This window comes from Nonomuraea mangrovi (assembly GCF_042681425.1).
Classification (GTDB): domain Bacteria; phylum Actinomycetota; class Actinomycetes; order Streptosporangiales; family Streptosporangiaceae; genus Nonomuraea; species Nonomuraea mangrovi.
The window spans coordinates 1-20,538 of sequence record NZ_JBHUFV010000038.1 but is presented as its reverse complement, the minus strand read 5'-3'; the positions used below and the strand labels follow the sequence as shown (position 1 = coordinate 20,538).

General features: G+C 70.4%; 15 protein-coding genes and 2 tRNA genes. 13 read left to right on the top strand and 4 right to left on the bottom strand.

Annotation, left to right across the window (positions count from 1 at the left end; translation table 11 throughout):
* Positions 1 to 51 precede the first annotated feature (51 nt).
* Positions 52 to 1,818 carry an MOSC domain-containing protein gene (locus tag ACFSKW_RS25920; RefSeq protein WP_379575027.1) on the bottom strand — a complete coding sequence of 589 codons (1,767 nt, stop codon included), beginning with the start codon at positions 1,816 to 1,818 and terminating at the stop codon, positions 52 to 54.
* Between the two features lie 248 nt (positions 1,819 to 2,066).
* Between ACFSKW_RS25920 and ACFSKW_RS25915 the strand changes: the two genes are divergently transcribed.
* Positions 2,067 to 3,071, top strand: coding sequence for a zinc-binding alcohol dehydrogenase family protein (locus ACFSKW_RS25915; RefSeq protein ID WP_379575026.1), 1,005 nt, complete (start codon positions 2,067 to 2,069; stop codon positions 3,069 to 3,071).
* 106 nt (positions 3,072 to 3,177) lie between these two features.
* Entirely contained in the window at positions 3,178 to 5,187 is a 2,010-nt protein-coding gene (locus ACFSKW_RS25910) for a glycosyl hydrolase family 28-related protein (RefSeq protein WP_379575025.1), read from the top strand.
* A 44-nt stretch (positions 5,188 to 5,231) separates the two neighbouring features.
* Here ACFSKW_RS25910 and ACFSKW_RS25905 read toward each other — a convergent pair whose 3' ends face one another.
* Together ACFSKW_RS25905 and ACFSKW_RS25900 are read right to left on the bottom strand one after the other, a co-directional pair.
* A complete protein-coding gene (locus ACFSKW_RS25905; RefSeq protein ID WP_379575024.1) occupies positions 5,232 to 6,653 on the bottom strand; it encodes a glycoside hydrolase family 6 protein in 1,422 nt (473 codons plus the stop codon).
* Between the two features lie 32 nt (positions 6,654 to 6,685).
* Positions 6,686 to 8,857 carry a glycoside hydrolase family 9 protein gene (locus ACFSKW_RS25900; RefSeq protein WP_379575023.1) on the bottom strand — a complete coding sequence of 724 codons (2,172 nt, stop codon included), beginning with the start codon at positions 8,855 to 8,857 and terminating at the stop codon, positions 6,686 to 6,688.
* A 223-nt stretch (positions 8,858 to 9,080) separates the two neighbouring features.
* On the opposite strand from ACFSKW_RS25900, the gene ACFSKW_RS25895 reads away from it, so the two are divergent.
* From ACFSKW_RS25895 to ACFSKW_RS25845, 11 genes are all read left to right on the top strand, one after another.
* Positions 9,081 to 10,373, top strand: coding sequence for an ABC transporter substrate-binding protein (locus tag ACFSKW_RS25895; RefSeq protein ID WP_379575022.1), 1,293 nt, complete (start codon positions 9,081 to 9,083; stop codon positions 10,371 to 10,373).
* A gap of 102 nt (positions 10,374 to 10,475) precedes the next feature.
* Positions 10,476 to 11,429 carry a carbohydrate ABC transporter permease gene (locus ACFSKW_RS25890; RefSeq protein ID WP_379575021.1) on the top strand — a complete coding sequence of 318 codons (954 nt, stop codon included), beginning with the start codon at positions 10,476 to 10,478 and terminating at the stop codon, positions 11,427 to 11,429.
* Positions 11,426 to 12,247 (top strand): carbohydrate ABC transporter permease, encoded by an 822-nt coding sequence (locus ACFSKW_RS25885; RefSeq protein WP_379575020.1) that lies wholly within the window; start codon positions 11,426 to 11,428, stop codon positions 12,245 to 12,247. The genes ACFSKW_RS25890 and ACFSKW_RS25885 overlap by 4 nt, the downstream gene beginning before the upstream one ends.
* Positions 12,244 to 13,569 (top strand): GH1 family beta-glucosidase, encoded by a 1,326-nt coding sequence (locus tag ACFSKW_RS25880; RefSeq protein WP_379575019.1) that lies wholly within the window; start codon positions 12,244 to 12,246, stop codon positions 13,567 to 13,569. Before ACFSKW_RS25885 ends, ACFSKW_RS25880 begins: the two co-directional genes overlap by 4 nt.
* A gap of 133 nt (positions 13,570 to 13,702) precedes the next feature.
* The gene (locus ACFSKW_RS25875; RefSeq protein WP_379575018.1) at positions 13,703 to 14,704 is read left to right on the top strand and encodes a LacI family DNA-binding transcriptional regulator; all 1,002 of its coding nucleotides are present in this window, start codon (positions 13,703 to 13,705) and stop codon (positions 14,702 to 14,704) included.
* 3 nt (positions 14,705 to 14,707) lie between these two features.
* Positions 14,708 to 15,706 (top strand): aldo/keto reductase family protein, encoded by a 999-nt coding sequence (locus tag ACFSKW_RS25870; RefSeq protein WP_379575016.1) that lies wholly within the window; start codon positions 14,708 to 14,710, stop codon positions 15,704 to 15,706.
* A gap of 128 nt (positions 15,707 to 15,834) precedes the next feature.
* On the top strand, positions 15,835 to 16,254 hold the full coding sequence (locus ACFSKW_RS25865; protein WP_379575015.1) for an MmcQ/YjbR family DNA-binding protein: 420 nt from the start codon (positions 15,835 to 15,837) through the stop codon (positions 16,252 to 16,254).
* A gap of 259 nt (positions 16,255 to 16,513) precedes the next feature.
* Positions 16,514 to 16,586 (top strand) — tRNA-Asp (locus ACFSKW_RS25860).
* A gap of 11 nt (positions 16,587 to 16,597) precedes the next feature.
* Positions 16,598 to 16,671, top strand: a tRNA-Ala gene (locus tag ACFSKW_RS25855).
* An 18-nt stretch (positions 16,672 to 16,689) separates the two neighbouring features.
* The gene (locus tag ACFSKW_RS25850; RefSeq protein WP_379575014.1) at positions 16,690 to 17,940 is read left to right on the top strand and encodes an SDR family NAD(P)-dependent oxidoreductase; all 1,251 of its coding nucleotides are present in this window, start codon (positions 16,690 to 16,692) and stop codon (positions 17,938 to 17,940) included.
* The gene (locus ACFSKW_RS25845) at positions 17,934 to 19,019 is read left to right on the top strand and encodes a leucine-rich repeat domain-containing protein (protein WP_379575013.1); all 1,086 of its coding nucleotides are present in this window, start codon (positions 17,934 to 17,936) and stop codon (positions 19,017 to 19,019) included. The genes ACFSKW_RS25850 and ACFSKW_RS25845 overlap by 7 nt, the downstream gene beginning before the upstream one ends.
* 82 nt (positions 19,020 to 19,101) lie before the next feature.
* Here ACFSKW_RS25845 and ACFSKW_RS25840 read toward each other — a convergent pair whose 3' ends face one another.
* A complete protein-coding gene (locus tag ACFSKW_RS25840) occupies positions 19,102 to 20,304 on the bottom strand; it encodes an alpha/beta hydrolase family protein (RefSeq protein ID WP_379575012.1) in 1,203 nt (400 codons plus the stop codon).
* Positions 20,305 to 20,538 lie beyond the last annotated feature (234 nt).

The window sequence follows — 20,538 nt, the reverse complement described above, 5'->3', positions numbered from 1 at the left end:
TGATCAGCGCCCACCGCCGCACGGGTCGGCGGAGGAGCACCGTCGAGTGGTTCACAGATCCAGGACGACGGCCTCGCTCGGCCGGGCGCAGCAGATCAGGATGTCGCCCTCGGCCGGTGGCTCGACCGGGTCGGGCGAGTAGTCCACCGCGCCCGACATCAGGGCGAGCTCACAGGTGTGGCAGACGCCCGTACGGCACGACCAGCGCACGGGGACGTCGCACGCCTCGGCCAGTTCGAGCAGGGAGCCGTGGTCGTCGTTCCACGGGACGGTCAGACCGCTGCGGGCGAAGGAGACCGGCGGGCCCGTACCCGCGGCCCCGGCGGGCTGGTGCGGGGCCCGAGCCGGAACGGCGGACGTGACGCCAGGAGTGAGGGAGGCTCCGGCGCCGAAGACCTCGGTGTGGACCCGCGAGCGGCGCAGGCCGGCGTCCACCAGCGCGTCGGTGACACCCGCCATGAAACCCACGGGCCCGCAGAGGTAGACGTCGGCGTCGGTAGGCAGACCGAGTCCGGAGATGCGCTCCGGCGACAGCCTGCCGGCATCGGTGTAGTCGGTGCCCGCGCGATCCGCGGACGTCGGCCGGCTGTAGTAGACGCGGATGCGCGCGTGAGGCAGACCGTCGAGCAAGCGACGGCATTCCGCCGCGAAGGGATGTTCGGTGCCGTTGCGCGCCCCGTGCAGCCACCACACCTGCCGGGCGGAACCCGCACGCGCGAGGGCGTGCAGCATGGCCAGCACGGGCGTCACGCCGACTCCCGCGGACAGCAGCACCACCGGGCCGGCGCCGTCGGCCAGGTAGAACGTGCCCCGGGGGGCGGCGGCGTCGAGGGTGTCGCCGACGCGGGCGCGGGCGCGCAGGAGACCGCTGGCCGCGCCGTGGGGCTCCTGCTTCACGCTGATCCGGTACGTGCCCGCGCCTGGCTCGCCGGACAGCGAGTAGCTGCGGATCAACGGCGGCCCGCCGCCGTCCGGTTGAACCTTCACGGTGAGGAACTGCCCCGGCAGTGCCGCCGGCAGCGGCGCGCCGGCGGCGTCGGCCAGCGACAGGGAGAAGACGCTGCGGCTCTCCGGTTGGACGCGCGTGATCGTCAGGGGGCGGAAGCCCTGCCATGCGGGGGGCGGGGCGGTCGCGGCCACGGTGAGCCCCGCGTTGCCCGGCCCGGCCGTCGCGCCGTCGGCCTCCAGAAGGGCGCGCATGGAGCCCTGCCATCCAGGGCTCAGCGCCGGGATGCGCAGTGCCCGCTCGACCTGCTCACGCGTACGTCCCGGCAGATAGAGGACCCCGTCGATCTCGGCGACCGTCATCCCCTCAGGACCCGAGGAGACTTTGACGATCTCCTGCCCGGCCTCGACCTCGCCCTCCTCGATGACCCGGAAGTAGAAGCCTGGCCGCCGGCGGGACACCAGCAACGCCGCCATCTGCGGCTCTCCCAGACGGAGCCCCACCCGGTAGCAGGTCACGCGTGGCTGCGTCACCTCGAAGAGCGCGCCGCCGATCCGGTAGCGGTCGCCGATGCAGACCTCGTCATCGGCGAGGCCGTCCACGGTGAAGTTCTCCCCGAAGTGGCCGGGCCGCAGGTCGTCGCGCCCCAGTTCCCTCTCCCAGAAGCGGTAGGACTCGCTCTGGTACACCAGCACCGCCCGCTGCTCGCCGCCGTGCCCGTCCAGGTCGCCCTGGCCGTCGCCGTCGATGTTGAGCCGCCGCGCCATCCTGGGCCCGGACACGGTGTGCTTCCACACGCCGGTGCGCACGCGCTTGCCGCGCCAGGCGACGTCCTTGGGCAGCCCGACGTTCACGGCGATCAGTGTGGCCAACGTCCTCACCTCGTTCGTCCGTCGCTTTCCACGCCGGCCGGGCTGGGCGTGCGGACGGTCCACGGTGCTCGCGCATCAGGCCGTTCGCCTGTGGATCGACGCGTGTCACGTTACGGAACAAGCCGGTCACCCGCGTCTTGCCCACGTACACATCCGGTCGATTCTTGGCATGCCCGTCAATCGTCGGGCCGATGCCGGACCGGCCTTCTCGATCGCCCCCGTGTGACGATGGGGGGATGGGAGGCACGATGACGGCCTGGGTGGTGCGTCGCCCCGGCCCCATGAAGACAGGACCGCTCGAGAAGGTGCGCCTGCCGGTGCCCGAGCCCGCCACGGGCGAGGTGCTCGTCAGGGTCGAGGTGTGCGCCGTCTGCCGGACCGACCTGCACCTGGCCGAGGGGGATCTGGAGCCCCGCAGGCCCGGCACGGTGCCAGGACACGAGGTGGTCGGGCGGGTCGTGGCCCGCGGACCCGGGGCCGATCTGCTCGAGGACGGCACGCGCGTGGGCGTCGCGTGGCTGCGCTCCACCTGCGGGACGTGCCGGTACTGCGTCCGCGGCGCCGAGAACCTGTGCCCCTCCTCGCGCTACACCGGCTGGGACGCCGACGGCGGTTACGCCGAGTACCTGGTCGCTCCGCAGGACTTCGTCTACCCGCTGCCCGGCGACCAGCCCGCCGACAAGCTCGCCCCGCTGCTGTGCGCGGGGATCATCGGCTACCGGGCGCTCGTCCGCGCCGAACTGCCTCAGGGCGGACGGCTCGGCGTGTACGGCTTCGGCGCCTCGGCCCACCTCACCACCCAGGTCGCCCTCGCCCAGGGAGCCACGGTCCACGTGATGACCAGGTCGGGCTCCGCGCGCAGGCTCGCCCTCGAACTCGGCGCGGCCTCGGCGAACCCGGCCGACGGCGCTCCGCCGGAGCCGCTGGACGCCGCCATCCTGTTCGCCCCGGCCGGCGACCTGGTGCCGGTGGCGCTGGCGGCGCTCGACAGGGGCGGCACGCTGTCCGTGGCCGGGATCCACCTCACCGACATCCCGCCGCTGGTCTACCAGGACCACTTGTTCCAGGAGCGGACGCTGCGCAGCGTCACCGCCAACACCCGCGCGGACGGCCATGCCCTCCTGGCGTTCGCGCGACTCCACCCTGTGCGGGTGACCGCCGTGCCCTACGAGTTCGACCAGGCCGACCGAGCCCTCTCGGACCTGGCCGCCGATCGCGTGACCGGCGCGGCCGTCCTTCACATCGGCGACTGACACACCGCAAGAAACTGGCAATTAAACGAAAATAGCTAGCAGGGCCTTGTGAATTCTCGAGGGACGGATCTACTGTCGCCTCACCCCCGAGAGAAACGAGCCCTCGATGTCACGGAGCTTCACAGCAGTCCTTGCCGCGGCCGCCGTCGCCGTCAGCACGGTGCTCGGCGGCGGATCGGCGGCCCTGGCACAGGACGGCGCGGCTCCCGTCGTCACGCGTGCCGCCCTCGATCCGTCACTCGTCTCCGGCCGCGGCGCCCGCGTCGGCTTCGTGGAGCAGGAGGCGGAGAACGCCACGACCGACGGCACCGTCATCGGTCCTGACCGGACCCCCTACACGCTCCCCTCGGAGGCGTCGGGGCGTAAGGCGGTCAAGCTGACCCCCGGACAGCACGTCGAGTTCAGGCTGCCGAGCGCGGCCAACGCGATCACCGTGCGCTACAGCATCCCTGACGCGACCGGCGGCGGGGGCATCACCGCGCCGCTCGACATCACGGTGAACGGCGCGGCCAAGAAGTCCATGACGCTCACGTCGCGGTACTCGTGGCTGTACAACCAGTATCCGTTCACGAACGACCCGAACGCCGATCTGCTGCATCCCGACTGGTGGATCACCGAGTGCTCCTGCGTGCCCGCCGCCACGACCCCCGCCCCCGCGATCGCGAAGCCGTTCCGGCCGTTCCACTTCTACGACGAGCAGCGGCTGCTGCTGGGCAGGACGTACCGCGCGGGCGACAGGGTACGGCTCACGGTCCCCGCCGCGAGCACGGCCGCGTGGACGGTCATCGACCTGCTCGACACGGAGCTCGTCGGCGCGCCGCGCGTCAGGCTCGTCGCGGCGAACGTGCTGGCTTTCGGCGCGGACCCTCTCGGCCGCCGCGACTCCGCCGACGCGTTCGACAGGGCGATCGCCTTCGCCAGGCGCAACCACCTCAAGGTCTACCTCCCGCCGGGCACCTACCAGGTGAACCGTCACATCATCGTCGACGACGTGACGATCGAGGGCGCGGGCAGCTGGTACACGATCGTCAAGGGCCGCGAGGTCGCGCTGGAGCCCCCCGCGCCCGACGGTTCGGTGCACGCAGGGGTGGGGTTCTACGGAAAGGACGCGTCGGCGGGCGGCAGCAGGAACGTCCACCTGTCGGGCTTCGCGATCGAGGGCGACGTCCGCGAACGAGTCGACACCGACCAGGTCAACGGCATCGGCGGGGCGATGAGCGACTCGACCGTCGACGGCCTCCACCTGCGCCACACCAAGGTGGGCATGTGGTTCGACGGGCCGATGACGAACCTGCGGATCACCGGCAACGTCATCGTCGACCAGATCGCCGACGCCCTCAACTTCCACACCGGCGTCACGAACTCGGTCGTGTCGGACAACTTCGTCCGCAACACCGGTGACGACGGCCTGGCCATGTGGTCGGAGAGGACCGCGAACGCCGGCAACACCTTCGATCACAACACCGTGCAGTCGCCGGTGCTCGCGAACGGCATCGCCGTCTACGGCGGCGCCGACACCACCGTCTCGAACAACCTGATCGCCGACCCGGTCCGCGAGGGCAGCGCCATCCAGGTCGGCTCGCGCTTCGGCGCTGAGGCGTTCACCGGGCGCCTGTCGATCAGGGACAACACCACGGTCAGAGCGGGCACGTTCGAGCTGAACTGGAAGATCGGGCTGGGCGCCATCTGGTTCTACGCGCTCGACAAGAGCATCGACGCCGAGATCGAGGTGAGGGGTGACCACTACCTCGACAGCGGCTACAACGCGATCATGCTGGTCAGCGAGTGGGCGGTGAAGGACCTGTACTCGATCGCGAACGTCCGCTTCAAGGACATCAAGGTCGACGGCACGGGCACCTCGGTGGTCAGCGCGCGGGTGAAGGGGTCGGCGTCCTTCGAGAACGTGGACGCCCGCAACGTGGGCGCGGTCGGCGTGAACAACTGCGGCTCCTTCAACTTCCCGACCACCGGGTCGGAGTTCTCGCTGACCGATCTCGGCGGCAACGACGGCGGCGGGACGACGGGGCCATGGCTGGCCGCGTGGGAGCTGCCGAACACCATCACCTGCGACGACCGCCCGCCGGTCATCGTGCCGCCCGCGCCGTCACCCTGGTGACGCGTGAGGGGCGTCCGCTGCGGGGACGCCCCTCGTCCCGTCGGTCAGGGGTTGCCGTTGATCAGCGCCATGGCGAGGTCGGGGCTGAAGGTTCCCGCGGGGGTCGTGCCGCCGATGCCGCACGGGCCGTCGGAGTCACCGGGCACCTTGACCCAGAAGAGGTACTCGGCGCCGCTCGTCTGCTTGACGGGCGGGGTGCCGAGCTTGCGCTTGGGCGGGTTGCACCAGTTGTCCTCGGGAGTGGAGTCCTCGTAGGGGCCGTTGCCGTTGCGGCTGGTGTCGATCACGTACTGCTTGGCGCCGTACGTGGGCGCGAGGCTGTTCTTGACCTGGACGCCGTAGGCGTCGCTGACGGCCGTGGTGATGTAGTTGGAGACGTTCAGCGAGAAGCCGCGGGTGTTGGCGATGCCCGCCAGGCCGAGCCGCCTGGCCGTCTCGTCGGCGGGGTGCCAGGTGGCGTTGCCCGCGTCCAGGTAGACCCAGGCGTTGGGCGCCTGCGCCTTCAGCACCTGGGTGGCGTCCACCAGCATGGCGTACTGGCCGGCGGGCCCGCCGTTCTCCGGCTTCACGCACTCCGCGGCGGGGACCGCGTCGGGTTCCAGCACGACCACCGCGTGCCTGTTGCCGATGGCCTTCGCGAAGGCGGTGATCCACGCGTGGTAGGCGTCCTTGTCGCCGGCGCCGCCGCCCGAGGGGCCGGCGCACGCGTCGCGGTTGGGGATGTTGTAGGCGACCAGCATCGGCAGCTTGTCCTGCGCCTGGGCGGCGCCGACGTAGGAGTCCACGGCCAGCGTGATGTCGGTGAACCAGCCCCCGAACCACTCGAAGATCGGCCTGCTCGCGATGTTGGCGGCGATGGGCTGGGCCCTGGGGTCGCCGGAGTTGGCGGCCGCCCACTTGGCCGGGTTCGACTGGCCGGACACGTACAGCGCGGTCGGCCTGGCCTGCTGCGTCTCCATCAGCGACACGTTGTCGAAGCGGACCGTGGGGGTGCCGCCGGAGCCGCCGACCTGGAAGGTGACCTCGGCCCTCGTGTCGGTCGCGGCCGTGGCCACGAAGGGGAAGCTGAAGCGCCTGCTGGAGGTGGTGAGGCTGACGTTCTGTGCCAGCGACTGGTTCGTGCTGGGCGTGGCCAGGTACTGCACCGTGGTGACGGCCGTGAAGGCCGTGGTGGAGTAGGCGTCGAAGGAGAGCGTGTAGCTCCTGCCCGGGGTCAGGGTGATGGCGTTCGTGGTGGCGACCATCGCCTCCCACGGTTTGGTGGCGCCCGCCCCGACGCTCACCCGCATGCGGCCCGACTCGGCCGTCATGGTGGCCTTGTCGATCTGCTTCCAGCCGTTGGTGTTGGTGGTGAAGGTGCCGTTGCCGATCAGCTGGGCCGCGGCCGAGGCGGGCTGCGGGGCGATCAGGACGGCTGCCGCGATGGCGGCTAAGACTGCTGCGGCTTTCCCTGCGATGGATCGCACTCATGCGCCTTTCATTGGAGGTGTCGTCGGCTTCAGCGGGTGGTGTCGTCGGCGAAGGCGGTGAGCCACGCCAGGGCGGAGTTCCAGTTGACGGCGACCTCGTTGGTCGCGTAGGAGCCGATGTCGTCGATGTAGCACTTCGCCGGGGCGCAACCGCGCAGGTTGCGCTGGGCGACGGGGTCCTGCAGGCCCGAGTTCGGGCCGCCCGCGAGCGAGCCAGGCGCGGGATGGGGCAGAGCGGGGTCGAGCTGGTGGGCCCAGAAGCGGTGGTGCTGGTTCCTGCTGGCCCGCTCGCCGTACCCGGTCACGTAGGACTGGTTGAGTGCGTTGCGTCCGAGGAGGTAGTCGAGCGACTCCACGGCCGCGTCGCGATACCTCGGGATCCGGGTGAGGTCGTAGGCGTAGGCCAGGACCAGCGCGGTGTTGGCCGTGGCACTGCTGGAACCCCAGACGTAGGCGCCGTCGGCGGGCAGGACCGGGTTGGCGTACCCCTGACGGCGCAGATCATCAAGATGCCGGTCGGCCACGCCGGTGACGCGGCGGACGAGCTTGAGGCGATCGAGCGGGCCGAGCCGGTCCCGCACCCTCGCCAGTGCCAGGTCGGCCAGCCCTCCGGTGTCCCTCCACGAGAAGTTCTCCGTGGTCAGGCCGGTGGTGACCTCCTTGAGGTAGGAGCGCCTGCCGGTGGCGGCGAACAGCTCGGCCGCCGCCCACGAGAACTCGTCGCTCACCTTGGTGTCGTCGTACGGCCCGCCGCCGACGCTCTCGGCCGGGGCGAACAGGGACGGGTTGCGGTGGGCCGCCGCCCACGCCTTCTCGGCGGCGCCCAGGCACGTCCTCGCGAACTCCGGGTCGAAGGGCCGGTAGACCCGCGCGCAGCGGGCCCCCACGGCGGCGACGTTCAGGGTCGCGGCCGTGCTGACGGGGAAGAGCCGGCGGGCCTGCGCGTCCGCCTCGGGCCGCAGCGGCAGCCCCGTCCACGCCGCGTCGTGGATCTTGTGGTGCACCATGCCGTCGGGCCGCTGCATGCGCAGGAGAAAGTCCAGCTCCCACCTGGCCTCGTCGAGGATGTCGGGCAGCCTGCCGCCCGACTCGGGGATGCGCAGCCGTACGTCGCCCGCCTGCTCGTAGGCGTCGATCAGCTGCCAGGCGGCCAGGGCCCCGTTGACCACGTACTTGCCGTGGTCGCCCGCGTCGTACCAGCCGCCGCGCACGTCCATCCGGTAGTCGCAGGCGCCGGGAGCGCAGGGGACGTCGAGATCGCCCTGGTTCGGCGCGACGCCCGCGTGTCCCGCAGGACGGGCGTAAGCGGCGCCGACGTACTTCGCCTCGATGGGGATGCCGGAACGGTTGTGGTAGAAGTAGGCGAGGCTGTCCACGCGCAGCCCGCCGTAGAGCTCCCGGCTGATCTCGAACGGCTCGCTGACCTCCTCGCCGACCGCGAGCCGGTAGGTGCCGTTCCTGTGATGTCGCGTGAAGTCGGCGATATGGACGTGGTCGCCGGACATCGCGTCGTCGCCGTGGACCCGCGTCTCGCCGGTGGCGACGGCCGTGCCCGAGGCGTCGAGCAGGCGCCAGGCGAGCGGCCGCGTGGCGGCGGTGACGACGGTGGCCCGCTTGGGCCCGCCGGGCAGGTAGCCGAGCTGGTTGACGCGCACGGGTGAGCCGAGGTCGCGCACGCCGCCCGGCGGGATCACGCCACCGGTGAAGGAGATGTCGTCCAGGCAGAGCGTGTAGGGCTCGGTGGCGCCGCCCATCTGGAAGGCGACCTGCGACTTGGGCTCGCCGACCGTGGACGTGCCGGTGATCTCGAAGGTCCGCGGTGCGGTGGTGACCTGCGCGGAGCCCGCGATCGGCGTCGTGTACGGCGGGCCGCTCATCTGTGCGATGGCCGTGATCGTGACGTCCTTGGTGGCCACCGCCGTGAACGACAACCTGTAAGGCCGGCCGTTCTCCAGCGGGATGTCGTTCTGGCCGATCATCGAGTCCCACGGGTTGGCGGTGCCGGCGGGGACGTCGGCGCACAGCCTGCCGCCCTCGACCCGGGAGGAGGTGGTCTCGCTGCTCCACCACGGCTCCTTGGAGCCGCCGTCGAACGTGCCGTTGAGCACGCGTTCATAGGTCGCCTCCGCCTGCGAGGCAGGAGCGGGGAGGGTCACCACCACCGCGGTCAGCGCGCACGCCATCCGCAAGCGAAAAGTCATACCGGACCTCTCTCGGTGCGGTCCGGCGGCGTCGGCGCCGATCATTACTGACTGGCACGGTCAGGGTCAAGACACGCGGTAACTGAAAATTTTCTGTGAAGGAGGCCCTTTTGCTCGGCTGGATCATGCTCTACCGTCATGGGAGCGCTCCCAATAGGACGAAACACCGGTACCGGCGGCGTCAACACAGGTCAGGTGCTTTCTTCTAGAGAGGTTCCCCCACATGACGACTCAGGTTCGCCGTGGCCTCTTCGCAGCGGTCGCCCTCGCAGGCCTTGTCGCCACGGCCGCCTGCGGCGGCTCCTCCACAGGCGAGGCCCCCCGAGCGGGCGAGAAGATCGAGCTGGTCGTCAAGACCTTCAGCAAGTTCGGCTACGGCGAGCTGTACAAGAAGTACGAGGCCGCGCACCCGAACGTCACGATCAAGGAGGAGAACATCGCGCAGCTCGGCGACTACCTGCCGAAGCTGCAGCAATGGATGGCCACGGGCAGCGGCGCGGGAGACGTCGTGGCACTGGAGGAGGGCATCCTCGTCCAGTTCATGGCGAAGCCCGGCAACTTCGTCAACCTCCTCGACCACGGGGCCGCCTCCCTGCGGGACAAGTTCCTGGAGTGGAAGTGGAAGCAGGCGCTCACCCCCGACGGCAAGGCGCTGATCGGCCTCGGCACCGACGTCGGCGCCCAGGGCATGTGCTACCGGCGCGACCTGTTCGAGAAGGCGGGGCTGCCCACCGACCGCGAGGAGGTCGGCAAGCTGTGGCCCACCTGGGAGGCCTACGCCGAGACCGGCAAGAAGTTCGTGGCGGCCACCAAGGACGCCAGGTTCTTCGACTCGGCGGGCAACATCTTCCAGAACATCCTCATGCAGCAGGGCGACCACACCTACTTCGACACCGCCGACAAGCTCGTCATCGACACCAATCCGGGCGTGAAGGCCGCGTGGGACACCACCACGGCCATGGTCGGCGCCGACCTGTCGGCCAAGCTCCAGATGTGGGGCCCGCAGTGGAACGCCGGCTTCAAGACGGGCTCGTTCGCGACCATCGCCTGCCCGTCGTGGATGCTCGGCCTGATCAAGGACCAGGCGGGGGCCGGGCTGGCCGGTCAGTGGGACGTGGCCCGCGTGCCAGGCTCGGGCGCGGTGCGCGGCGGCTCGTTCCTCGCGGTGCCCAAGCAGAGCAAGCACCCGAAGGAGGCCGCCGAGCTGGTCACGTTCCTGACCAGTCCCGAGGGGCAGCTGGCGGCGTTCAAGGCCGAGAGCAACTTCCCCTCCTCGCCGCAGGCCATCGACGACCCCGCGGTGCAGTCCTTCACCAACGCCTACTTCAACGGCGCCCCGGTCGGCAAGATCTTCGGCGAGTCGGCCAAGACGCTGAAGCCGGTCTACCTCGGGCCTGACAACCAGGCCGTCGGCGACCGGGTCGGCGAGGCGCTGCTCGCTCTTGAGCAGGGCAAGCTCGACGCGGGAGCCGCCTGGACCCAGGCGATCGAATCCGCCAAGCGCACCGCCAAGTAGCCGCGTCGCGACAAGCGGCATCGTCGAGTCGCCGTACGGCGGGGCGGGCGACCACGCCGGCTTCGCCGTAGGCAGCGAGTAAGGAATCGTGAGTATCGAGCCGTGAGTATCGAGTTGGGTGTGCGCTCCAGGGGCGGGCACGCGAAGAAGGTGGCGACCTCGAGTCTGCGGTCGCGGCTGGACAAGAGCGTGGCACCCTATGTCTACATCGCGCCGTTCTTCATGCTGTTCGCGGTCTTCGGGCTGTTCCCACTGGGATACACCGCCTGGGTGTCGTTGCACGACTGGCAGCTGGCAGGCGACAGCACATTCGTCGGGCTGGACAACTTCGCCGCGCTGTTCGCCGACCCGGACTTCTGGAACGCGGTGGCCAACACCGTGGGCATGTTCGTGGTGGCCGGCGTGCCGCAACTGCTCATCGCGCTGGTCCTGGCCAGCCTGCTCAACAGGCCGCTGCGCGGGCTGACGTTCCTGCGGATGGGCGTGCTGGCGCCGATGATCACCTCGATCGCCGCGGTGGCCATCGTGTTCTCGCAGCTGTTCTCGCGAGACGCGGGCCTGGCCAACTGGGCGATCGGCCTGTTCGGCGTGGAGCCGATCGACTGGCAGGCCGACAAGTGGTCGTCGTGGACGGCGATCGCGGTGATGGTCGACTGGCGGTGGACCGGCTACAACGCGCTGATCTACCTGGCGGCCATGCAGTCGATCCCGCGCGACGTCTACGAGGCCGCCGAGCTCGACGGGGCCTCGAAGGCCAGGCAGTTCTGGCGGATCACGATCCCGATGATCAAACCCGCGGTGGTCTTCACCGTGATCATGTCGACGATCGGCGGCATGCAGCTGTTCACCGAGCCGCTGCTGTTCGGCCAGGGCGAGCTGTCGGGCGGCAGCCTGCGGCAGTTCCAGACGGTCGCCATGTACATGTTCCAGCAGGCCTTCGAGGAGTTCGACTACGGGTACGGCTCCGCCGTCGCGTGGATGATCTTCATTCTGATCGTGCTGGTCGCGCTGGTGAACTTCCTGCTCTCGCGCAGGATGAGCGGAGTCGACAAGTGATCAAACAGAACCGGCTGGTGTACCTGACGCTGCTCGCCGCCATCGTGATCTCGGTGTTCCCGCTCTACTGGATGTTCGTGATCGCGACCAGGACCAACGACGTGGTCGGGCAGTATCCGCCGCCGATGACGCCGGGCGGCGAGCTGGGCGCGAACATCACCCGGCTGTTCGAGGCCGAGCAGGCGAACTTCGCGCTGGGCATGCTCAACTCGGCCGTCGCCTCCGTCGCCGTGACGGTCTCGACCGTGTTCTTCTGCTCCCTGGCCGGGTTCGCCTTCGCCAAGCTGAGGTTCCGCGGGCGGAACGCGCTGCTCGTCGTCGTCCTCGGCACGATGATGATCCCCGTCCAGATGGGGATCATCCCGCTCTACATGGTGATGGTGAAGCTGGGCTGGCAGAACACGCTGCAGGCGGTGGTCGTGCCGTTCCTGGTGTCGGCGTTCGGGGTGTTCCTGATGCGCCAGTACACGCTCAGGGCGGTCCCCGACGAGCTCATCGAGGCGGCCATCGTCGACGGCAGCACGAGCTTTCGCATCTACTGGAGCGTGGTGCTGCCCGCGCTCCGGCCCGGCGCCGCCGTCCTGGCGCTGTTCACGTTCATGGGGACCTGGAACGAGTTCATCTGGCCGCGGGCCGTCCTGGAGGCGGACAATCCCACCGTCCAGTTCTCGCTCAGCCAGCTCGCCACGGAGTACTACACCGACTACACGCTCATGTTCGCGGGGACGCTGGTGGCGACGCTGCCGCTGCTCGCCGTGTTCGTCGTGTTCGGCCGCCAGATCATCGGCGGCATCATGGAAGGGGCCGTCAAGGCATGAGTTTTCTGTGGGGCGCCGCGACGTCCAGCTATCAGATCGAGGGCGCGTTCGCGGATGACGGCAGGGGGCCGTCCATCTGGGACACCTTCAGCCGCACCCCCGGCAAGGTGAGGAACGCCGAGAACGGCGACGTGGCCTGCGACCACTACCATCGCTACCTCGACGACGTGCAGCTGATGTCGGGGCTGGGCCTGCGGGCCTACCGGTTCTCCGTCGCGTGGCCGCGGATCGTGCCCGAGCGCGGAGCGGTCAACCAGAAGGGGCTGGACTTCTACCGGCGCCTGGTCGACGCGTTGCTGGAACGCGACATCGTGCCGTGGCCGACGCTCTATCACTGGGATCTGCCGCAGTACCTGGAGGACGCGGGCGGATGGCCGCGGCGCGACACCGCCTACCTGTTCGCGGAGTACGCCTCGATCGTGCACGCCGCGCTGGGCGACCGGGTGAGCAACTGGACGACGCTGAACGAGCCGTGGTGTTCGAGCCTGCTCGGATACGCCAACGGCGAGCACGCGCCAGGACGCAAGGAGCCGTCCGAGGCGGTCAAGGCCGTCCACCACCTGCTGCTCGGGCACGGCCTGGCCGTATCCGAGCTGACCGGCGACGTCGGCATCACGCTGAACATGTCGCACGTGACACCCGCCACCGCCTCGCCCGCGGACCTGGACGCTGCCCGGCGCATCGACGGCATCCAGAACCGGCTGTTCATCGACCCGATCCTGCTCGGCTCCTACCCTGCCGACATGGTCGCGGGCCTGGCCCACCTGAGCGACTTCGGCCACGTCCGCGACGGGGACCTGGAGACCGTCTCCACGAAGATCGACATGCTGGGGATCAACTACTACTCCCCCGCCCTCGTCGCCGCCGGCGAGCCCGCCGCCCCGGGCAGCACGCCGTGGATCGGCGCCGAGTCGGCCCGCTGGGTCGACGGCGGGCGCCCCCGCACCTCGATGGGGTGGGAGATCGACGAGAACGGGCTCCTCGAGCTGCTGCAGCGCGTTCACAAGGACTATCCGGCGATCGACCTGTACATCACCGAGAACGGGGCCGCGTTCGCCGACGAGGTCCGCGAGGACGGGGCGGTCCACGACCTCAGGCGCATCGACTACCTGGAGCGGCACATCACCGCCTGCGCGGAGGCGGTGAACAGGGGCGTGCCGGTCAAGGGGTACTTCGCGTGGTCGCTGCTGGACAACTTCGAGTGGGCCCACGGGTACGGCCAGCGGTTCGGGATCGTGCACGTGGACTTCGAGACGCAGAAGCGCACCCCCAAGGACTCGGCGCTGTGGTACGCGGCCCGCATCCGCAAGGGCGGCCTGTAGTGCCCGTCGTCCCGCTCCGTCCGGCTGCCCGTCCTGACACCACCCTCCCTGCCACCACCCTCCCTGCCGCCATCCGCCCTGCCGCCGCCCGCCCTGCCACCACCCACCCCGTGGCGGCGCGGAGGGTCGCGGCGTGAGCGCGCCCAGGAAACGGGTGACGCTGGACGAGGTCGCGGCCCACGCGGGCGTGGGCAGGGGCACCGTCTCCCGGGTGATCAACGGGGCGGACAACGTCAGCCCCGAGACCAAGGAGCTGGTCGAGCGGGCCATCGCCGAGCTCAACTACGTGCCCAACCACGCCGCCAGGTCGCTGGCCGCCAGCCGTACCGACAGCATCGCCCTGGTGATCGCCGAGCCCGAGGCGAGGCTGTTCTCCGACCCGTTCTTCGCCGGAATCATCCGCGGCATCACCTCCGAGCTGACCGCCACCGGCAGGCAGCTGCTGCTCACCATGGCCGGTACACCGGAGGAGCGGGCCAACCTGGAAGGCTACCTGTCGGGCGGGCACGTCGACGGGGTGCTGCTGCTGTCCCAGCACCGCGACGACCCACTGCCCGGGTTCCTCGTCGACACCGGCGTGCCCACCGTGCAGGGCGGCAGGTCGATAGGGCCGCAGACGGTGCCGCAGGTCGTGGACGTCGACAACCACAGCGGTGCGCACATGGCCGTCAACCACCTCGTGGAGCGCGGCCGCCGCAGGATCGCGACGATCTCCGGGCCGATCGACATGATCGCCGGGGTGCACCGCCTGGGCGGCTACCGGGAGGCGCTGATGCTGGCCGGGCTGCCCGAGTTCATCACCCACGGCGACTTCACCGAGCTCAGCGGCGCCCGGGCGATGAAGGAGCTGCTGCGGCACGACGTGGACGCGGTGTTCGCGGCCTCCGACCTGATGGCGGTGGGAGCGCTGCGCGTCCTGGCCGAGGCGGGCCGCCGGGTGCCGCAGGACGTCGCGGTCGTCGGATTCGACGACTCCAGCCACGCGCAGTTCACCGGGCTCAGCTCGGTCCACCAGCCCATCGAGGACATGGGCAAGGAGATGGTCAGGCTGCTGACCTCCCTCATCTCCGGCGAACGGCCCTCCAGGGCCGCGCTCGTCCTCACCCCTCATCTGGTCATTCGTGAATCGAGTTGAAGCATGCACTTCCGTCATCTCGGCCGCAGCGGCCTCATGGTCAGCGAGATCGCCTACGGCAACTGGATCACCCACGGGTCGCAGATCGACGAGGACAGGGCCAAGGCCTGCGTCCGCGCCGCGCTGGACATGGGCATCACCACCTTCGACACCGCCGACGCCTACGCCGAGGGCAGCGCCGAGGAGGTGCTCGGCCGCGCGCTGAAGTCCGAACGCCGCGACGAGGTCGAGATCCTCACCAAGGTCTACTGGCCCACGGGCGACGGCGTGAACAACCGAGGGCTCAACCGCAAACACATCATGCGCTCCGCCGAGGGCTCGCTGCGCCGGCTCGGCACCGACTACATCGACCTGTACCAGGCGCACCGGTACGACCACAGCACCCCTCTCGAGGAGACGCTGCGCGCCTTCGACGACCTGGTACGGCAGGGCAAGGTGCTCTACGTCGGCGTGTCCGAGTGGACGGCCGAGCAGATCGCCGACGCCCTGCGCATCGCCGCTGACCTCGGCCTCGACCGCATCGTGTCGAACCAGCCGCAGTACAACATGCTCCGCAGGGTGATCGAGCCGGAGATCGTCCCGCTGTGCGAGAAGGAGGGCGTCGGCCAGGTCGTCTTCCAGCCGATGGCGATGGGCGTGCTGACCGGCAAGTACGTGCCCGGCGCCGCCGTACCCGCGGGGACCAGGGCCACCGACCCGGTGGGCGGCCAGTTCGTCACCCGGCTGCTCACCGACGAGGTGCTGACCCGCGTCCAGAACCTCAAGCCGGTCGCCGCCGACCACGGCCTCACCCTCGCCCAGCTGTCGGTGGCCTGGACCCTGGCCAACCCCAACGTCTGCTCCGCCGTCGTCGGCGCCTCCAAACCCGAGCAGATCACCGACTCGGCGCGGGCCGCAGGAGTGAAGCTGGACGCCGACACCCTCAAGGCCATCGACGACGTCCTGGGCGACATCGTCGAACGCGACCTGGACGGTCCCCTCAGCCCCGCCACCCGCCCCTGACTCCCCCAGCCGCCCGCCCCCTGACCTTCGGCCCCTGACACGGCCCGGGCGCGCCCGCGCGCCTGCCATCCGATGATCAACGGACGGAATCGGCCACGGCCGGGGGCGCGGGCCGTAGGCTGTCGGCCATGGCCGGTAGGTGGACGGACACGGACGTCGAACGGGTGCGCGAGCGACTGGCCGAACTGGTCGCCCCGCTCCCAGGGGTGGTCGCCGAGGACTCCTTCGGACACATCTCCTTCGTGCTGGAGCGCAAGCGCCTCGCGTGGCTGTTCATCGACCACCACGGCGACGGCAGGCTCGCGCTGTGCGTGAAGGCGCCCCGCGGGGAGCTGGAGACGCTGACGGCCGCCGATCCCGACCGGTACTTCCGCCCGGCCTACGTGGACGGATGGGTCGGCGTCGAACTCCACGAGGTCCCACCCGACTGGACGGAGGTCGGCGCCCTCCTCGAACAGGCCTGGCGCATGCTGGCGGGCGAACGCGCCGTCGCCGCCTACGACGCCGCCCTGCCGAACCGCGCGTCGACGGCCGGCGAAGACCGCTGACCGCTCCCGGCCACCGCACCGGCGACATGCCGGCCGCACGGGACAGCCCGAATCCGGAAGACCGACGATGATCAGAAAATGGACGGCGTCTCCATTCCTTGGAGATCGACAAGCCTGTTCGCTTCGAGCTCCGCACCAGCGCATTCCACGGCCTCGCCCATCCATTCCTGGCGGGCGAGCCGGACAGGCCCCGCGCCCTCACCATGGGTGCCCTCGCCGTATCGGCGGATTGATCGACAACCGGTAGATTGCACCGGTGGGATCCATAGCGCAGTGGTCGTCGCGCCGCCCTGTCACGGCGGAGGACGCCGGTTCGAATCCGGCTGGATCCCACGCCTCACAGGGGCCCGTAGCGCAGTCGGCCGTCGCGCCTCCACTGCATGGAGGAGGACGCTGGTTCGAATCCAGCCGGGCCCCACTCGCAGGAGGAGAGAAGTGGACGTCTCAGCCGTGTTGCGGCAGCTCGGACAGGCGCGTGAGCTTCCGCTCGACGATCCCGACCGCCTCCTGCTGGAACACGCGGCTCTGGCACTGGTGCGTGACGGTCAGCGGCGCCGCCGCCGGAGACGTGAACGGGCCACAGCACAGGCTGACGCGGAGGTCCTGGCGACGACCGCCATGGGGTCACCCAGCCGAGTCGTCGACGCGCCCGTCGAGGCGACGGCGTCCACGGGTCACCTGAGGAGAACGCGCACGTGCTACATCTGCAAGACGGGGTACACCCGGCTGGACGGCCTCTACCATCTGCTGTGTCCTGCGTGCGCGTCGTCCAACGCCGCCCGCCGTACGGCTCGCACCGACCTGACAGGCCGGCGCGCCCTCATCACGGGCGGACGCGTGAAGGTCGGCCACCACCTCGCGCTGAAGATGCTCCACGACGGCGCCCACGTCACCATCACCACCCGCTTCCCCAACGACGCCGCCCGTCGTTTCGCCGCGGCCGGTGACTGGACAGGCCGCCTGCAGATCATCGGCCTCGACCTGCGCGACCCTCGACAGGTCATCGCGTTGACCGATCGGCTGCGGGAATCCGGTGACGCGCTGGACATCCTGGTCAACAACGCCGCCCAGACCATCCGCCGCCCCGCTTCGTCCTACAGCGCGCTGGTCGAAGGCGAGCGGCACGAGGTGCTGCCCGGCGTCGCCGTGGCCCCTGCCGCCGAAGCGGACGCGGGCCTGCCGGACGTGTCCGGGTTGCTTCCCGACCTGTCCCCCACCAACTCCTGGTCGGCCAGGATCGGTGCCGTCGATCCCGCGGAACTGCTGGAGGCGCAACTGGTCAACGCGGTCGCGCCGTTCCTGCTGATCGACCGGCTGCTTCCGCTCCTGATGGCCTCTCCCGCCGAGCGGCGCTACATCGTGAACGTCTCGGCGGTGGAGGGCCAGTTCGCGGTCGCCAACAAGACGGGCCGCCACCCCCACACCAACATGGCCAAGGCCGCCCTGAACATGGTGACCCGCACCAGCGCCGCGGACCTGGCACGACACGGTGTCCATCTCTGCAGCGTGGACACCGGCTGGATCACCGACGAGCAGCCCGTACCTGTGAGGGACCGGCTGGACCGCCGTACCCCACTGGACGTCGTCGACGGCGCTTCCCGCGTTTACGACCCGATCGTGAGCGGCGAGGCGGGTCGCCCTGTCCACGGGGTCCTCCTCAAGGACTACCAGGTGGCGCCATGGTGAACGACCTGCTCGCGTGGCTGCGCGGCGGCGAGCCGGTGACGCGCCGTACCGACTTCTCCGTCGGTACGGCGATGCCCGACGGGCGGCTGGACCTGTGCAAGCAGGCGCTCGGACCGCGCGGCGTGCGACTGGTCACCGACGCCATGCCGGTCGGCGGCCCCACGAGACACCTCCTGCTGGGCACCGACGATCTCGGCGACGAAGGGGCCGACACCGCGGCGGCCGGGGCCGTCGGCTCCGGCGCATCGACCCTGTACCTGGGCTGCAACACCATCACCACCGCAGGGGTCTGCCGGATCGCCGACCGTTTGATCGCCTCGCCCGGGATCGTGCGCGGGCTCTGGCTCAAGCGCAACCCCTTGGGCTCCGAAGGCGGGCGGATCGTCGGCGACGCCGTATGGACGGGGCTGAGCACGATCGACCTGGTCCAGACGGGCCTGGACGCGGCCGGCCTGGCCGTTCTGGTGGACCGTCTGCTCGCCACCGGGCACGCCGGGCGGTTGTTCGTCAGCGGCAACCGGCTCGGCCCTGAGGGCGCGTCGGAACTGGCCCGGCTGATCGCCTGCGACGGCGTCGAGGAGCTCTATGTTTCCGCGGCCGGACTGGGCGACTCAGGAGCCGGCATCCTGGTGCGCGCGCTGCGGCCGGGACGGTTGCGTCGCCTGTCGGCGGCCGGCAACGGTATCGGCCCGGCCGCGCTGGCCGAACTCGTCGCGGCTGCCGCCAAGGCCGGGATCGAGGCGCTCGATCTGGGCCAGGTCCCCGCGGCCCGGCACCTGGGAGCCGCCGACAACCGCCTGGATGACGCGGCCGCCGACCTGATCGCACAGGCCTTGTCCGGTGCTCCGCACCGGCTCGCCCTTCTGGACCTGCGCCACACCGGGATCACCAGCCGAGGCGCGCTCCGCCTTCTCGCCGGTGCCCGTCAGGCGGTTTCCACGACGAGGTACGTGCTCGGGGGAGGGTTCGCCTCGCGGGTGAAGCGCGACCTCAACGCCCTGGCGGCGGACGCGCCCGAACTCCGCCCCCACCCGGAGGTCGCCGCGATCCGCAGCGTTCACCGGACCAGCCGCGCTTGAGCGTCGTTCCTGCACTCGTCACGCGGTCCGGTCGGCCGGGCTCGGGCGCGTCCATTCGCTCGCGCGGGCCTGACGCGGCGGGTCAGCCCGGGAGCCGCTCGGCGAACCAGTCGAAGATGCGCTGGTCGGCCAGGCTGCGCGCCATCGGCTCGCAGTGCCCGTCGGCCCCCTCGGCCGCGGTGAAGGCCACTAGCTCTCTCGGCCCGGTCAGCGCGTCGAACAGGCGCCGTGACTGGCGGGGCCAGAACTGCTCACCCTCGGGGTCGGTGATCAGCAGCGGTGTCGTGATCCGCTCGGCGACCCCGGCCAGAGTGTACCCGCGCACCTCGGTGAACAGGTCGAACAGCGAGCCGATCCCGTACGGCTTGGCCCGCCAGGCCAACTCCTGCCGCTCCTGCGGCGTCGCCTGGCTCATCTCCTCGGCCACCACCCGGTCGAACAGCTCGCGCTCACCGCCGTCCAGCAGCGCGAGGAGCTCGTCCGGCAGATTGCGCAGCCACGAGGTGGACGCGTCGAAGACGCCGGGATCGGCCACCGCGGCGGCGAAACGGTGCTCGAAGGCCAGCGCCCTGGGCACCCAGTAGCCGGCCTGGCTGACGCCGATCAGCACGATCCCGCCGGCGTCGACCTCGGGGCGGGCGCACAGGAAGTCGACGACGGGGGTGAGCACCCGCTCCCAGTCGGGCCGGAACGGCACGCCGTGCAGGAAGAGCATCGACTGCTGGCCCGGCCCGTCGAACAGCAGGACGTTGTAGCCGCGCGCCAGCCCGCCCGCCGCCCCCAGCGACCACGCGGAGGTGATCGGCCCGTCGCTGCCGTTGTTGACGACCAGCGTCGGCCGCGGCGCGGGCTCGTTCGGAGGGACGAACAGGTAGCCGGGCAACACCGTCTCCTCGTAGGGGATCTCGACGGGCAGCGCGGGGGGATCGAGGCGGAAGGCGAACTCGTCGAAACAGGCCCGGTGCACGCGGAAGGTCGGCACCAGCCGCGACACGTCCTCGGTGCCGTCGATCACCGACAGGGCCGTCCCGTAGTAGGCGGCGGCCCGCAGGTAGGCCTGGCGCGCGCTGACCTGGTGGCCGCGGGCCGCGCTCGCCCCGGCCAGTGCGCGCACGCGCTCAGCCGTGCGTGTCCACTCGGTGAACCAGCTCTCGGCGTCGCCGTCGATGACGCGCGCCGTCGTCGACAGAATCTCCCCCACGTCGCCCGCGCCCGCCTGGACCTGGCCGAGCGCGAGCTGGATCTCGAAGTTGAACTTCTCGTCCTGCGCGAAACGGTAAGCCATGAAGGACCTCCCCCACCGGTCCGGAACCTGCCAGTGAGACGGGTATTCCCAGGTACGCGGTGCGCACCGAGCCAGTACGCGAGGTGATCCGCGAGACCCGTCCGAGGCGACATCGCGTGGCCGGGTGGCGCTCGGGGTGCCCATAGTCCTGGGAGATTCCGGTCGGATATCGCTCGATCTGACCGGAAAATGATCCACCTCAGCTGGGCGCGCGGCAGCGACCCCCAGCCGGTG